This window comes from Micromonospora sp. NPDC048999 (assembly GCF_040649295.1).
Classification (GTDB): Bacteria; Actinomycetota; Actinomycetes; order Mycobacteriales; family Micromonosporaceae; genus Micromonospora.
In genome coordinates this window covers 25,522-40,715 of sequence record NZ_JBEZFI010000014.1, presented here as the reverse complement: position 1 = coordinate 40,715, position 15,194 = coordinate 25,522, and the positions used below count along the sequence as shown (strand labels likewise).

General features: G+C 71.8%; 14 protein-coding genes. 6 read left to right on the top strand and 8 right to left on the bottom strand.

Annotation, left to right across the window (positions count from 1 at the left end):
• Positions 1–42 precede the first annotated feature (42 nt).
• Both otsB and AB0C02_RS17105 read right to left on the bottom strand, forming a co-directional pair.
• The gene (otsB, locus tag AB0C02_RS17110; protein ID WP_357549106.1) at positions 43–2,643 is read right to left on the bottom strand and encodes a trehalose-phosphatase; all 2,601 of its coding nucleotides are present in this window, start codon (positions 2,641–2,643) and stop codon (positions 43–45) included.
• Complete coding sequence (locus tag AB0C02_RS17105) at positions 2,640–4,040, bottom strand: trehalose-6-phosphate synthase (RefSeq protein WP_357549105.1); 1,401 nt, start codon at positions 4,038–4,040, stop codon at positions 2,640–2,642. Before AB0C02_RS17105 ends, otsB begins: the two co-directional genes overlap by 4 nt.
• 354 nt (positions 4,041–4,394) lie before the next feature.
• Between AB0C02_RS17105 and ettA the strand changes: the two genes are divergently transcribed.
• From ettA to AB0C02_RS17085, 4 genes are all read left to right on the top strand, one after another.
• Positions 4,395–6,071 (top strand): energy-dependent translational throttle protein EttA, encoded by a 1,677-nt coding sequence (gene ettA / locus AB0C02_RS17100; protein ID WP_357549104.1) that lies wholly within the window; start codon positions 4,395–4,397, stop codon positions 6,069–6,071.
• A gap of 13 nt (positions 6,072–6,084) precedes the next feature.
• A complete protein-coding gene (locus AB0C02_RS17095; RefSeq protein WP_357549103.1) occupies positions 6,085–6,528 on the top strand; it encodes a thioesterase family protein in 444 nt (147 codons plus the stop codon).
• Positions 6,525–7,184, top strand: coding sequence for a hypothetical protein (locus AB0C02_RS17090; protein ID WP_357549102.1), 660 nt, complete (start codon positions 6,525–6,527; stop codon positions 7,182–7,184). The genes AB0C02_RS17095 and AB0C02_RS17090 overlap by 4 nt, the downstream gene beginning before the upstream one ends.
• Before the next feature lie 131 nt (positions 7,185–7,315).
• On the top strand, positions 7,316–7,900 hold the full coding sequence (locus AB0C02_RS17085; RefSeq protein ID WP_357549101.1) for a YbjN domain-containing protein: 585 nt from the start codon (positions 7,316–7,318) through the stop codon (positions 7,898–7,900).
• A gap of 52 nt (positions 7,901–7,952) precedes the next feature.
• Here the strand turns inward: AB0C02_RS17085 and AB0C02_RS17080 are convergent, their stop codons facing one another.
• The 3 genes from AB0C02_RS17080 to AB0C02_RS17070 form a co-directional block, all read right to left on the bottom strand.
• On the bottom strand, positions 7,953–8,342 hold the full coding sequence (locus AB0C02_RS17080; RefSeq protein WP_357549206.1) for a globin: 390 nt from the start codon (positions 8,340–8,342) through the stop codon (positions 7,953–7,955).
• Between the two features lie 78 nt (positions 8,343–8,420).
• Positions 8,421–9,800, bottom strand: a complete 1,380-nt coding sequence (locus AB0C02_RS17075; RefSeq protein WP_357549100.1) for an MFS transporter — start codon at positions 9,798–9,800, stop codon at positions 8,421–8,423.
• 250 nt (positions 9,801–10,050) lie between these two features.
• Positions 10,051–11,085, bottom strand: a complete 1,035-nt coding sequence (locus AB0C02_RS17070; protein WP_357549205.1) for a mechanosensitive ion channel family protein — start codon at positions 11,083–11,085, stop codon at positions 10,051–10,053.
• Between the two features lie 296 nt (positions 11,086–11,381).
• Here AB0C02_RS17070 and AB0C02_RS17065 point away from each other — a divergent pair, with 296 nt between their 5' ends.
• Positions 11,382–11,921, top strand: coding sequence for an HNH endonuclease (locus tag AB0C02_RS17065; RefSeq protein ID WP_357549099.1), 540 nt, complete (start codon positions 11,382–11,384; stop codon positions 11,919–11,921).
• A gap of 7 nt (positions 11,922–11,928) precedes the next feature.
• Here the strand turns inward: AB0C02_RS17065 and AB0C02_RS17060 are convergent, their stop codons facing one another.
• The 3 genes from AB0C02_RS17060 to AB0C02_RS17050 form a co-directional block, all read right to left on the bottom strand.
• Complete coding sequence (locus AB0C02_RS17060) at positions 11,929–12,708, bottom strand: class F sortase (protein ID WP_357549204.1); 780 nt, start codon at positions 12,706–12,708, stop codon at positions 11,929–11,931.
• Between the two features lie 337 nt (positions 12,709–13,045).
• Complete coding sequence (locus tag AB0C02_RS17055) at positions 13,046–13,555, bottom strand: hypothetical protein (protein ID WP_357549098.1); 510 nt, start codon at positions 13,553–13,555, stop codon at positions 13,046–13,048.
• Positions 13,556–13,712: 157 nt separating this feature from the next.
• Entirely contained in the window at positions 13,713–14,168 is a 456-nt protein-coding gene (locus tag AB0C02_RS17050) for an Lrp/AsnC family transcriptional regulator (RefSeq protein WP_357549097.1), read from the bottom strand.
• Positions 14,169–14,307: 139 nt separating this feature from the next.
• Between AB0C02_RS17050 and AB0C02_RS17045 the strand changes: the two genes are divergently transcribed.
• Positions 14,308–15,192, top strand: a complete 885-nt coding sequence (locus tag AB0C02_RS17045) for a tryptophan 2,3-dioxygenase family protein (protein WP_357549096.1) — start codon at positions 14,308–14,310, stop codon at positions 15,190–15,192.
• The last annotated feature ends 2 nt before the right edge of the window (positions 15,193–15,194 follow it).

Genomic DNA, 15,194 nt, shown 5'->3' with positions numbered 1-15,194 from the left:
GGGACCTGTTGTCGTCCCGGGCCGCCGTCGTTGCTGGTCAGGTCACTGCTTGAGCGCGTCGTCCAGCAGGAGGGCGCAGCGGATCAGCCCGAGGTGGCTGTACGCCTGCGGGTGGTTGCCCAGGCCGCGCTCGGCGAGCGGGTCGTACTGCTCCGGGAGCAGCCCGGTCGGGCCCGCCGTGTCGACCATCTGGGCGAACAGCTCCTCGGCGTCGGTACGCCGGCCGGTGCGCAGGTACGCCTCGATCAGCCACGACGTGCAGATGTGGAAGCCGCCCTCCCGGCCGGGCAGGCCGTCGTCCCAGTGGTACCGGTAGACGACCGGGCCGCTGCGCAGGTCCGCCTCGATCTTGAGCACGGTGGACAGGAAGCGCGGGTCGTCCCCTGGGAGCAGCCCGGACAGGCCGATCCAGAGGGACGAGGCGTCCATGTCCTCGTGCCCGTACGCGACGCTGTACGCCTCGGCCTCCTCGTGCCAGCCGTACTCCAGCACGTTGGCGCCGATCCGGTCGCGCAGCTCCACCCACTCCGGTCGGTCCTCACCGCCGTGCTGCCGTACCACGTGCAGCGCCCGGTCGACCGTCATCCACAGCATGACCTTGGAGAAGACGTGGTGCCGGGGTGGGAGGCGGGCCTCCCAGATGCCGTGGTCGGGCTCGTGCCAGCGGCGGCGGACCGCCTCGACCATGTTCTCCAGCACCCGCCACTCGTCCTCGCGGACCGAGCCGCGCGCGTCCGCCACGGCGGCGATCAGGTCCGCGACCGGGCCGAAGACGTCCAGCTGAAGCTGGTGGTTGGCGAGGTTGCCGACCCGGACCGGCCGGGAGCCGGCGTACCCGGGCAGGGTGTCGATGACCGCCTCGGCGCCCAGCTCGTACCCGTCGACGGTGTAGAGCGGGTGCAGTCGCTCCGGGTGCCCGCCGGTGCGCTCGACGACCCCGTCGATCCAGCGCAGCAGCCCCTCCGCCTCCTCGGTCGAGCCGAGGTCGACAAGCGCCCGCGCGGTCATCGCCGCGTCCCGCAGCCAGCAGTAGCGGTAGTCCCAGTTCCGGACGCCGCCCAGCTCCTCGGGGAGCGAGGTGGTCGCCGCGGCGAGGATCGAGCCGGTGGGCTCGTGGCAGAGCCCGCGCAGGGTGAGCGCGCTGCGGGTGACCAGGTCGCGGGCCGTGTCGGGCAGCCGGAGCCCGGCCACCCAGTCCTTCCAGGGCCGCTCGGCGGCGGCCTGCCGCTCGTGGACCGGCACCCGGTGGTGCTCCAGGCTCTGCGTACCGAAGCGCAGCTCCAGCACCACCTGCCCGCCCGCCGCGGTGAGGTCGACCACAGCCTTCGCCGTCTCGTTGACCCCGTCGTTGGTGACGTCCCACTCAACGCCCGGCGAGTAGAGCGCCATCGGCTCGTTGGAGCCGAGCACCAGCAGGCCGTCGTCGATCGGCTGGAGCTGCACCGCGACCTGACCGAACTCGGGACGCGGGGCGAAGTCGATCCGGGCCCGGCCGCGGCCGGTGAGCAGCCGGACCAGCGCCGAGTCGCCGGTGACGACCGCCGGGCCGTCCGGGGTGGTCTCCTTCGCCGGCAGGTCCAGCCAGTCGGTGACGGTCAGGCCCGACCAGCGGGTCTCCACGGTCATCGTGCCGCTGCGGTAGCGCTGGCCGAGCGGGATGCCGCCGCGCTCGGGGCCGACGGTGAAGTGCCCGGCGGGGCTGCCGCCGACCAGGTCGGCGAAGATCGCCGCCGCGTCCGGCTTCGGGTGGCAGAGCCAGGTGATCTTCGCTTCGGGGGTGACCAGCGCGACCGTCCGCCCGTTGGCCAGCATCGAGTGCCGCTCGATCGGCACCGCCCGCTCGCCGAAGAGCCAGTGTCGGCGGGTCTCCAGCAGCAGGCCCAGCGCCCGGGCCGCCTCGATCGGCTCGGCCACCCGGTAGTCGGCCTGGGTGTCCCCGGGGCCGATCTTGATGCCGACATCCGGGCCCTGGAGGTTTCCGAAGGCGTTCTCATCGGTGACGTCGTCGCCGATGAAGAGCACGGCGCTCGCCGCGAGCTGGGTCCGGAGCTGGTCGACCGCGGTGCCCTTGTGGGTGGCCACCACCGACAGCTCGATGACCTCCTTGCCCTGGGTGACGGTCACGTCCGCCCAGGTGGCGGGGCCGTTGCGGACCGCCTCGATGGCCGCGGCGGCGACCTGCGGGTCGACCCCGCGGGTGTGCATGGCGACGCTGGCCGGCTTGCGCTCCAGGCGTACGCCCGGGTGGGCCGCGGCGATCTCGCGCAGCGCGTCGCGCAGCCGGGTGCGCACCGCGATCAGCTCGGGGGTGAGCCGCTCGACGAAGCCGATGTCGAACTCGGAGCCGTGGCTGCCGACGAGGTGGACCTCGCTGGGCAGGCGGGAGAGCGCGGCCAGGTCGCGCAGCGCGCGGCCGGAGACGACCGCGACGGTGGTCTGCGGCAGCGAGGCCAGGGCGCGGACCGCGGCCACCGACTCGGGCAGCGGTACGGCCTTGCTCGGGTCCTCGACGATCGGCGCGAGAGTGCCGTCGTAGTCGCAGGCGACCAGGAGTTGCGGTACGCGGGCGATCCGGCCGATAGCGGCGCGCAGTTCGGGATCCAGCACCCCGGCGGGCAAGGTGGTGGTGGCGGTGGAGTTCACGCGGCCTCCGCATCGGGCACGCCGAGTTCGGTCAGGAAGGACGTGGCCCAGTGGCCGACGTCGTGGGTACGCAGATGGCGCTGCATTATCCGCATTCGCCTACGGGCCTCCGGTCGTTCGACGTGTACGGCGCGCAACAGCGCGTCCTTGACCGCGTCGGGGTCGTGCGGGTTACACAAAAACGCTTGGCGCAGCTCTGTCGCGGCGCCGGCAAACTCACTGAGCACGAGCGCGCCGCCCTGGTCGGCGCGCGATGCGACGTACTCCTTGGCCACCAGATTCATTCCGTCTCGCAGCGGGGTCACGATCATCACGTCCGCCGCGACGTACATCGCGGCGAGTTCGGAGCGACTGTACGACTGATGCAGATAGTGCACTGCCGGTAGGCCTACTCGGCCGAATTCGCCATTAATCCTGCCCACCTCGCGCTCGACCTTCACTCGAAGCGCCTGGTAGTGCTCGACCCGTTCACGGCTCGGGGTGGCGACCTGCACCATGACCGCGTCGGGAACTGTCAACTTTCCGTCAGCGAGGAGTTCGCGGAAGGCCTTCAGCCGGAGCTCGATGCCCTTGGTGTAGTCGAGCCGGTCGACCCCCAGGATGAGCGTCTTCGGGTTGCCCAGCTCTTCGCGGATCTGCTTGGCCCGGGCCTGGATCGCCGGGTCCTCGGCCAGCCGCTCCATCTCCCCGGTGTCGATGGAGATGGGGAACGCGCCGGCCTTGACCCTCCGGCCGTCGACCTGGATCATCTGCCCCTCATAGCGCAGGCCGAGCAGGTGCCGGGCGAGCCGTACGAAGTTCTGCGCCGCCAGCCGCTGCTGGAAGCCGACCAGATCGGCGCCGAGCAGGCCGCGCAGGATCTCGGTGCGGAACGGCATCTGCATGAACAGCTCGATCGGCGGGAACGGGATGTGCAGGAAGAACCCGATCCGCAGGTCCGGACGCAGCTCGCGGAGCATCGCCGGGACGAGCTGGAGCTGGTAGTCCTGCACCCAGACCGTCGCGCCCTCGGCTGCGACGTCCGCCGCGGCCTCCGCGAACCGGGCGTTGACCAGCCGGTACGCCTCCCGCCACCGGCGTTTGTACGTCGGCGTCTCGACGGCGTCGTGGTAGAGCGGCCAGATCGTCGCGTTGGACTGGCCCTCGTAGTAGCGCTCCAGTTCCTCGGCGCTCAGCGGCACCGGGTGCAGCCGGATCCCCTCCAGGTCGAAGGGCTCCGGCGCGGCGCCCGTGCCGCCGGCCCAGCCGACCCAGGTGCCCTGCTGCGCGGCCAGGACGGGATGCAGCGCGGTGACGAGCCCACCTGGGCTGCGCCGCCACTGCCGTCCCTCGGGTGTGCTCACCTCGTCGACCGGCAGGCGGTTCGCCACTACGACAAAGGAGCTACGGACGGTCACGATCGGCCACCTCCGGGTGCTGACGGGTCCACCGCGATGAGCGTAATGAGCGTAGCTGCGGCCTCTGTTCCCCCGTGCCGGAGTTACCTACCCGTCCCACGACCACCGAACCGCAGACGTGATCTTACTGACAACTGCTGGTCAAGGTCGGTGATCGGCGGGTCCGGTCATCGGCAAGGTGGCACCCGGCGTGACCGGGAAGGCGGGGTGATGTGGGCAGAGCGGGGCGTACCTGTCAGGATTGACGATGGCGTGCGTCCGGCCGGCTCCTGGCCGGCGGCGGCCGGGCGGAAGAGCAGCCCGCGCCCGCGCGCCGCAAGCTCGCGATCGCAACCGACGGAGGTAGCCCGCACCGTGGCCCAGTTCATCTACGTCCTGGAAAAGGCGCGCAAGGCGCACGGCGACAAGGTCGTGCTCGACAACGTGACGCTGAACTTCCTGCCGGGGGCCAAGATCGGTGTGGTCGGTCCGAACGGCGCCGGTAAGTCCAGCCTCCTCAAGATCATGGCAGGCTGGGACCAGCCGAGCAACGGCGAGGCTCGGCTGATGCCCGGCTACACCGTCGGCATGCTGGCGCAGGAGCCGCCGCTGAACGACGCCAAGACCGTCCTCGGCAACATCGAGGAGGCGGTCGCCGAGACCAAGGCCAAGCTGGAGCGGTTCAACAAGATCGCCGAGCAGATGGCCACCGACTACTCCGACGAGCTGATGGAGGAGATGGGCAAGCTCCAGGAGGAGTTGGACAACGCCGACGCGTGGGACATCGACTCCAAGCTCGAGCTGGCGATGGACGCGCTGCGCTGCCCGCCGCCGGACGCCGACGTCACCAAGCTCTCCGGTGGTGAGCGCCGCCGGGTGGCGCTGTGCAAGCTGCTGCTGGAGGCGCCCGACCTGCTGCTGCTCGACGAGCCCACCAACCACCTGGACGCGGAGAGCGTGCAGTGGCTGGAGCAGCACCTGGCGAAGTACGCCGGCACCGTGCTGGCGATCACCCACGACCGGTACTTCCTCGACAACGTGGCCGGCTGGATCCTGGAGCTGGACCGCGGCCGGGCCATCGGCTACGAGGGCAACTACTCCACCTACCTGGAGAAGAAGGCCGCCCGGCTGTCCGTCGAGGGCCGGCGCGACGCCAAGATGAAGAAGCGCCTCGACGAGGAGCTGCAGTGGGTCCGCTCCAACGCCAAGGCCCGGCAGACCAAGTCCAAGGCCCGGCTCGACCGGTACGAGGAGATGGCCACTGCGGCGGAGCAGACCCGCAAGCTGGACTTCGAGGAGATCCAGATCCCGCCGGGCCCGCGCCTGGGCAGCACGGTCATCGAGGTCAACAACCTCACCAAGGCCTTCGGCGAGCGGGTGCTGATCGACGGCCTCGGCTTCTCGCTGCCGCGTAACGGCATCGTCGGCGTGATCGGCCCGAACGGCGTCGGCAAGACCACCCTGTTCAAGACCATCGTCGGGCTGGAGGAGCCGACCTCGGGCTCGGTGAAGGTCGGCGAGACCGTCTCGCTGTCGTACGTCGACCAGAGCCGGGCCGGCCTGGCCGGCGACAACACGGTCTGGGAGACGGTCTCCGACGGGCTGGACCACCTGCTGGTCGGCAAGGTCGAGATGCCCTCCCGGGCGTACATCGCCGCCTTCGGCTTCAAGGGGCCGGACCAGCAGAAGCCGACCAAGGTCCTCTCCGGTGGCGAGCGGAACCGGCTCAACCTGGCGCTGACCCTGAAGATCGGCGGCAACGTCATCCTGCTCGACGAGCCGACCAACGACCTGGACGTGGAGACCCTCTCCAGCCTGGAGAACGCGCTGCTGGAGTTCCCCGGCTGCGCCGTGGTCATCTCCCACGACCGGATGTTCCTGGACCGGGTCGCCACGCACATCCTGGCCTGGGAGGGCGACGACCAGAACCCGGCGAAGTGGTTCTGGTTCGAGGGCAACTTCGAGGCGTACGAGAAGAACAAGATCGACCGGCTCGGCGCCGAGGCGGCCCGCCCGCACCGGGTGACCTACCGCAAGCTCACCCGTGACTGATCGGTGCTGACCCTTGTCTGACCGGTTTGTTTACCACTGCACGCTGCGCTGGTCCGACCTGGACGCGTACGGCCACGTCAACAACTCGCGCTTCCTCACCCTGTACGAGGAGGCGCGGGTGGCGCTGATGTTCGCCGGCGGCCGGGCGTGGGGGGTGGGCTCGTTCGCCGACGGGGTGGTCATCCGCCGGCACGAGGTCGACTACCTGCGCCCGGTCGACTACGCGCTGGGCCGGGCCAGTGCGGAGGCGGCCCCGACGGTCCGGATCGAACTGTGGGTGGAGGAGATCCGGGCGGCGTCGTTCAGCGTCGCCTACGAGCTGTACGACGGTGACGTGCTCGCCAGCCGGGCCCGTTCGGTGCTGGTGCCGTTCGACCTGGTCGCGCAGCGGCCCCGCCGGGTCACCCCGGAGGAGCACGCCTTCCTGCTCCGGTACGCGCCCGGGCTGCCGGCATGACCATCGGGCACGGGCTGGACGGGGTGACCGACGCCGGTGCCTTCCTGGCCCGGCTGGTCCGGCTGGACCCGGCCACCCTGGTCCGGCTCCGGCCGGTCCCGGGGGCGGGCCGTACCGCCCTCTGGGCCCGGCTGCCGTGGGACGTCCTCGTGGTCCGTACGGTCACCGGGACGGCCCCGGGTGACGTCACGATCGCCGCTGGGGAGCTGCTGGCCGAGTTGGCGGCCGGTGGGGCCGCGCTGCCCCGGCGCCGCGACGACGGATGGCGCTGGGCGCTGCCCCCGGTGGCGAGCCGGGCGGTGGAGACGCTGCCTGCCGAGGACGTACGCCGGATCGCCGCCGCGGCGGCCGGGACGCTGCGCGAGGCGGCCGTCCACGGCGTGGCGGGCCGGGCGGTGGGGCAGCGCGTGCTGCGGGACGCGTTGCTGGACCACGTCGCGGTCGTGGTCACCCCGGACGACGTGCCGGACGCGCCCGTGGAGGTGCCGCAGCGGTTGATCCAGGGTCTGGTCCGGATGGGCTTCCTCGGCGTCGGTGACGTTCAGGTACGCGTTGCCGGCCGATGGGTCGGGCTGGTTGGACCATACGGAGCGGCATGGTCGCGGAAGGTTGCAGAGCTCGCTCTAAAACCCGTTACGGTTCATCCAAACGGGTGACCCATTCTCATCCTTCCGGTCCGGGGCGACCGTTGGGGGGGTGCCTCAGCTCGGCTGTCCGGGTACCGTCCATCCTCGGATCCAACGCACCGTAGGCGAGTGGATCCGCTGGGGAGTGAGGTGCGCGAGCGATGCCGTGGTGGTCATGGCGCCCAGGTTCCGCCGCTGGCGGCGACCCGGAAACTCGAAGCGGGATCACAGTGGAGGAGACCGTCCGGGTCGGACCACCGGCCCCCCGTCAGCCAGAGGATGATCCGCCGGCCGCCGAACGGCCCGTGATCGCGGAAATGCCGGCCATCGTCGCTGCGGTCACCCTCCGCCGGGTGTGCGACGCGCTTGACCTGCTCGACGTGCGCTACCTGGCCGACGGCGACGGCAACCTGCTGGCCATGTGGGAGCGGCACGCGGTGCTGGTCACCCTGGAGGGCCCGGACGACGAGATCCTGGTGATGCGGGCTCGTCCACACGCGACGGTGCCGCCGGACTGGGCCGACCGGGCCTACCGGGTGGTCAACGAGTGGAACCACACCCGACGGTTCTGCAAGGCGTACGTCGGCGACCCGACCGAGCGGGGCCAACTGCCGATCTATGCGGAACTCCAGGTCCCGCTCGGTGCCGGCACCCACGACGCCCTGCTGGTCGAGATGCTCGATTGCGGCGCGGCGGTGGCCACCACCTTCGTTGACTGGCTGCACGACGAGGGTGCCCTGCTCTGACCGTGCCGGCCGAGGCTCCGAGCCGCGGCCGTGCCGGTGCGGCCGGTCGTCGTCAGGCCCCGGCGGCCGGGTCCTCCATGACGTTGACCATGAAGTACGCGGCCCGCTCCAGGTAGTCCCAGAGCGCGGTGGCGATCTCCGGCGGCAGGTCCAGCCGGTCCACGGCCCGGCGCATGTGGTGCAGCCAGGCGTCCCGTTCGGCCGCGCCGATCCGGAACGGGGCGTGCCGCATCCGCAGCCGGGGGTGGCCGCGCTGCTCGGAGTAGGTGTGCGGGCCGCCCCAGTACTGGATGAGAAAGAGGGTGAACCGGTCGGCCGCTGGGCCGAGGTCCTCCTCCGGGTACATCGGCCGAAGCAGCGGGTCGGTGGCGACGCCGGCGTAGAACTCGTCCACCAGCTTGCGGAAGGCGGGCTCGCCGCCGATCGCCTCGAAGAGGGTCATCGACTCGCCTGAGGAAGTCACCGTTCCATCCTGCCAGGTACGGCCGGTGCACTGCCGTCGGCCACCGCCCGCTGGGCGTCAGGTCACGGCCTGCCGGCTCCGCTCGCCGACCGTCGAGCGGGCCGCAGGGATGCCCGCCCGGGCCACGGGGGGCAGGTGGTGGCCGGCGGCGGCCGTCCCGGCCGAGGTGGCCTGGGCGGCTTCGACGGCCGCCTCCACCGTCTGCGGGCGTGGCCAGGCGAGCGCGGCAACGAGCATCAGGAGCACCCCGGCGGCGCTCCAGCCACCGACCACGACGGGGATGGTGAACCGTTCGGCGAGCGCCCCGGTGGCCAGCACGGCCGCACCCTGGATGACCTGCGTGCCGCTGGCCATCACGCCGAACGCCCGGGCGCGGTAGCCCTCCGGCAGAGCGCGGACGAAGAGACCGTTGGCCATCGGCATCAATCCGCCCACCGCGAAGCCGCAGGCGGCCGCGAGGAGGGCCACCATCAGCGGCGGCGGGTCGAGCAGCGCGGGGACCAGCACCACCGGGGCGAGGACCGCCAGCGGCCGGATCAGCGTCAGCCGGCGGGCCGGGGCGAAGAGTCGACCGATCAGCAGGCCGCCGAGGATGTAGCCGACCGGGTTGGCGGCCATGATGACCGCCTGGGCGACGCCGGTGTCCAGGTCGCCGCTCCGCTCGGCGGCCCACGCCGCGGCGAGCCCCTCCGGCACGATGGAGAAGAGAACCGCGCCGAACACCAGCACGGCGATGGCCCGCAGGACCGGCCGACCGAAGACGAGCCGGAAGCCCTGGGCGGTCTCCCGCAGCAGGTGGCTGCGGTGCGCGGCGGTCATTGTGGGCGGCCGGTCGCGGAGCCCGAACCGGACCAGCGCCGCCGACAGGGCGAAGGTGGCCGCGTTGATCAGCAGGGCGGCGGTGGGGCTGGCCGAGGCGATGGCCGCGCCGACCATGTAGCCGACGACCTGGGCGGCCTGGCCGGAGCTCGTGGAGATCGACAGGCCCACCATCAGCCGGTCGCCGGTGAGGATGTGTGGTATCAGCGCGGACCGAGCGGCCTGGCTCGGCGGGTTGGCCAGCGTGGCGGCGAAGATCAGGGCGAGGATGGCCCAGGGGGGCATCACCGGCAGGGCCACCAGCACCATCATCGCCATGCGGACCAGGTCACAGGCCATCATGACCTGCCGGTACCGGTACCGCTCGGCGAGCGCGGAGAGCAGTGGGCCGCCGAGCAGCCAGGGCAGATAGCTGGCGGCGAACGCGGCGGCGGAGAGCGCAACCGACTCGGTCTCCCGGTAGACCAGAATGGTGACCGCGGCCTTGGCGACGTAGTCGCCGATCCAGGACAGGACGTTGGCCGTGAAGAGGGCGCGGAACTCGGCCAGGCCGAAGACGTCACTGAAGGTGGCCGGGCCCTCCTGGGCGGGTCGCTCGTCGGACACCGTCGCCTCCATCGTCCTCGGAGCCGGCCACTCGTGATGGCCCTACCGGGGACCGTCGTCAGATGTACGGATCAGCGAGGACATGAATGTGCTTCCACTTTTACCGGAGCGCGCTCACCGGATTTTGCCCGATCGTCCGACAACTGGCTAGGGCGAACGGTTGATCGTCGCATCTCCGACTGAACGAACGGACGATACCCGAGGGGCCGGCCGGCGCGCGACCCCCGAAATCGTCTCCCCGTGACCGGACGTGTGGCGCGCCTCAGGTCGCTCCTCCGGCACCCGTCTCGCCCGGGGCGCTGGCGGGCATCCCGGGATACCGCCGGGCCGCCGCGATCTGCGCGGTGATGCCGGAGTTCTCCAGCGCCTCCGCCAGCCGGCGGCGCAGCTCGCGACCGACCGCGAACTGCCCGCTCGCGGTCGTCTTGACCACCGTACGGATCACCGCGCCGTCCACCGTGATCTGCTCGACGCCGAGGACCTCCGGCTCCTCGACGATCTGAGGCGCCATCTCGGGATCCATCGCCAGGGAGGCCGCGGCCGTACGCAGCACCGCGGTGGCCTCCTCGGTGGAGGCGAAGCCGATCGGCAGATCCACCATCACGCGGGCCCAGCCCTGGCTCTTGTTGCCGACCCGGACGATCTCGCCGTTGCGGATGTACCAGAGCACCCCGCGCCCGTCGCGGACGGTGGTGACCCGCAGCCCGACGGCCTCCACCGCACCGGTCGCCTCGCCCAGGTCGACGGTGTCGCCGACGCCGTACTGGTCCTCGATCAGCATGAACAGGCCGGCGATCAGGTCCTTGACCAGGCTCTGCGCGCCGAAGCCGAGCGCCACGCCGGCGATGCCGGCGCTGGCCAGCAGCGGGGCCAGGTCGAAGCTGAACTCCTTCAGCACCATCAGCAGTGCGATGCCGAAGATGAAGGCGCTGACCATGCTGCTCAACACCGACCCGATCGCCTCGGCGCGCTGCCGCCGGCGCTCCGGCACGAACTGCTCCGGGTTCGGTGCGGCGCTGGGGATCCGCTCGCGCAGCGGCTTGAGCAGGGTGGGCATCGCGCCCTCGCTCGTGGTCCGCACCAACCGGTCGATGGTCCGGTGCAGCGCCCAGCGGGCGGCGAAGGCCAGCAGCAGGATCATGATGATCCGCAGCGGCTTCAGCACGATCCAGTAGCTGCCCTCGGCGAACCAGGTCGAGCCGGTCAACTCCAACAGGTTCTTGCACAAGGCGTCGGCCCGGCAGTCGGCCGACGGTGTCGGACCGGGATCTGGCGCGGCGGTCAGGGCGTGGAGCATCAGGTTGGTGGCACTCACCCTGCTTTCGTACCGCACGGTCGCTGCGGGGTGGCTGTTGGCCCACCCCGGCGCGGCGGAGGACACCGGTCAGCGGGGCGGAAACGGTCATCTTGACACGCACCACCAAAGGCATATGAGGGTACCCCGGATTAGTGCGTGCAATCCGGGGCCCGATCAGGGACGATTGGCGCAGCGGACGTCGGTGATCCGGCCGGCGTCGGTGCGGCTCCCCGCTGCCTGCGGGGCTCGCCCGGCGCGACAGCGGCAGGAGCGGCTGGACCGGGAGGGTGAGCACGATGCCTGACATACGACCCACAGCAGGCTCCGGTGCCCTGGTGCTCAACGCCACCTACGAGCCGCTGTGTGTCGTATCGGTGCGTCGTGCCGCGATCCTCGTGCTGTCGGCCAAGGCCGTCTGTGTCGCCGACGGCGACGGCCTCCTGCACAGCGCGCGCAACGTGCTCCCGGTCCCCTCGGTGGTCCGGCTCACCCGCTACGTCCGGGTGCCCTACCGCACCCACATCGGGCTCTCCCGTCGGGCGGTGTTCGCCCGGGACGGCTGGCGTTGCGCCTACTGCCGCGGCCCGGCGGAGACCATCGACCACGTCTTCCCGCGCAGCCGGGGTGGCCGGCACGCCTGGGAGAACGTGGTCGCCGCGTGTGCCCGCTGCAACCACACCAAGGGCGACAAGACCCCGGCCGAGCTGGGCTGGCGGCTGCACTGCCTGCCGGCCGCCCCGAAGGGGACGGCGTGGCGGGTGCTCGGCCACCGCGCGCCGGATCCGCGCTGGGCGGACTGGCTGGACCTGCGCGAGCCGGAGCCGGAGGCCGCCTGAGCCCGGCTCACGGGCCGCGGGCCTGGACCAGGGACGCGTAGACCACGAGGTTGTCGGCATAGCCGGTGGCGCCGCCCACCCATCGCCCACCGCAGGTGATGAGGCGCAGGTTCGGCCGGCTGAAGTCGCCGAAGACCTCGTTGGCGGGCAGCTTCTCCTTGTCGTACCGCTGCACCGAGGTGACCTCGAAGACCGCCACCGAGTGGTCCTCCCGAGCCACCTCGACCCGGTCGCCGTCCTTCAGCTTCTTCAGGTCGTGGAAGACGGCCGGCCCGGTGGTGGTGTCGACGTGCCCGACGATCACCGCCGGGCCGTACTGCCCGGGGGTCGGCCCCTGGTCGTACCAGCCGGCCTCGCCGGCCTTCTCGAGCTCCGGTACGGCGATGCTGCCGTCCGGGGCGATGCCCACCCGGTGCACCGGCGCCCGCAGGCCGAGCTTGCTGATGGTGATGTCCGTCGGCGGGCTCGCCGGCAGCACCGGGAACTTCTTCGGGGACGGCCGAATCCCGGCGAAGAACCGGTCCGGCAGTACGGTGACGCCGGTCACCCGCTCGACGCCGAGCATCGCCACGATCAGCACCATCAGCGTGGCGATCACCAGCACGGGGGCACCGGGGCCGCGCCGGGCGGCGTACCGCCAGCGGGCAGCGGCCCTGGTGGGCCGCGCCGGCACCGGAGCCGGCGAGCCGGTGGTGGCGACGCTGGCCGTGGCGACGCTGGCCGTGGAGGCATGGCCGGCGGCGCGGACGAACCGGTGGGACACCCGGGCGGCCAGCCGGAGCGCTATCTGGAGCCCGCCGCGACCGCGCCCGGTCCCCGGCCCGCGCCGGGTCCTGCCGTCGCCACGGTTCGCGGTGGTCCGGTCGTCCAGTCGGCCGGGCCGGTGGCTGTCGCCGTGGATGCGGCCGGTGGGATCGCGGTGGATTGCGGCGGTCCGGTGGTTCAGTCGGCCGGGCCGGTGGGCGTCGCCGTGGATGCGGCCGGTGGGGTCGCCGTGGATCGTGGTCCGATGGTTCCGGCGGCCAGGTCGGTGACCATCGCCGTGGATGCGGCCGATGCGTCGATCGCCCTGCCCCCGTTGGCGGACGACTCGGGTCAGTGCGCAGGCCATGGGCCCCACCTCGTCAGGCGCGCGGCCCGGTCCTGCGCCGGGCGCCGACGCCGGCCACCACCGCCACCGCGACCAGGCCGCCGACCAGCAGCAGCGAGCCGACGCCCCGGCCGCCCGCGGTGCCGCCACCACCGGTGGCCGGTCCCTTGCTCGGCTGCGCCATGTTCAGCACGGTCAGCACGGTCGACGCCGTGTTCCCGTTCGAGCAGCGCAGGTCGACCGGGTAGTCACCGGCCTGTTTGTTGCCCGGGATGGTCACCGCCCCGGTGAGGAAGCCGTTGTCCGGTCGGAGCATCACCCGCCCGAAGGCGTCCGAGTTCACCTCGGCCTGCCGGTTGTTCGCGTTGTCGCAGCCGGCCCGGATGTTCACCCGGCTGCCGGCCTGCGCGGGATTCGGCGTGACCTCGACGAAGACGTTCTCCCCGGCCCGCACCGGGCTGACGGTCGTCAGGACGAACATCGCGACCAGTCCGAGGACGCTCAGGACGGCGGACAGGGCGCGGTGCGACACGGGCCCTCGCATGATTCCCCCCTCCCGGTGCGACGCGGCACCGGAATCCTGCTGACGGGCAGCCCGGCCTGCTTTCCCGATCCCGTCCAGGCAAACCCGGCCGGCGCGCCGGGGCGGTTGGTTAACAGGGGGCCTTGCTATGCACGAGGCGTTAACAAGGGGCCCTTCCTCACCGGCGGCGGGTGGGCGGGGTCAGCGGGGTGACCGGGTGCCATTCCAGCGGGGTGGAGAGGACCATCGTGCTGGACGGCTGGCCGTACGGGGCGAGGCGGTCGATGACTCCCTCGAACTCCTCGATCGAGCCCGCCGCCACCTTCAGCATGCTGCACGCGTCGCCGGTGATCCGGTGGATCTCCATGATTTCCGGCCAGCCCGCCGTCGTCGGGTCGTTGAGGATGCAGCGCGACCCGTAGCAGGACATCCGGATCAGGGCGACCACGGTACGCCCGGCGCGGGTCAGGTCGACGTGCGCGTGGTAGCCGGTGATCACCCCGGACTCCTCCAGCCGGCGGACCCGCTCGGCCACCGCCGGCGGCGACAGGTGCACCCGGCGGGACAGCTCGCTGAACGAGAGCCGGGCATCGGCCTGGAGCTCACGCAGCAGCGCCCAGTCCATGTCGTCCACTGCGTGACCTTTCGTTCGGCAACCCGTGGCCCCAGCGGCTTTACGACCGGCAGGTTGAACCACGATACCGCCGTTGAACAGGCATTCCATTCGCGGATCCACTGGCGGGATCATGTCGTCTACCCGCGGTTGGAGGGAGATGACGTTGAAACAGACTTCGGCGGTACGGCCGGCGACCCCGCGCCAGCGGGCGGCCCGGGCGGCCCGCAACGGCGGCGAACCGACGCTGGAGTTCGCCGACCGGGTGCCCTACGACGCGTACGTGCGGGCGAGCACGCTGCACGGGCTGCAGCAGCCGCTCAGCGACGACCCGGGCGAGATGTCCTTCCTGATGGTCAGCCAGATCATGGAGCTTTACTTCGGGCTGACCTGCCACGAGCTGCGGCACGCCCAGCGTGAGCTGCGGGCGAACCGGATCTGGGAGGCGCTTCCCCCGCTGCGCCGCGCGGCCCTGCACCTGGAGGGGCTCAACGCCGCCTGGCAGGGGCTGCGCTGGATGACTCCGGCCGATTTCAACCGCTTCCGCGACCGGCTCGGTGAGGGCTCCGGCTTCCAGTCCGCGATGTACCGCCAGCTGGAGTTCCTGCTCGGCCTCCGCGACCCGGCGCTGATCCGTCCGTTCCGCCGGCAGACCGAGGTGTACGCGGAGCTGACCGCGGCCCTCGCCACGCCGAGCCTCTGGGACGACGTGGTCGCCCTGCTCGCCCGGCGGGGCTTCGACCTGCCCGCCGAGCTGCTCGACCGAGAGGTGACGATCGAGCACGAGCCGCACCCGGCGGTCGAGGCGGCCTGGGTGCGGATCTACGCCGACGGCGGCCCGGACAATCACCTGCGGCTGCTGGGCGAGGCGCTGACCGAGGTGGCCGAGCGGTTCGGCGACTGGCGCTGGCACCACGTCAAGGCGGTGCAGCGCACCATGGGCGCCAAGGTCGGCAGCGGTGGCTCCGCCGGGCTGGCCTGGTTGCAGCGCAGCATGGCCCGGGTGGTCTTCCCGGAGCTGTGGTCGGCCCGGACCGCGATGTGAGC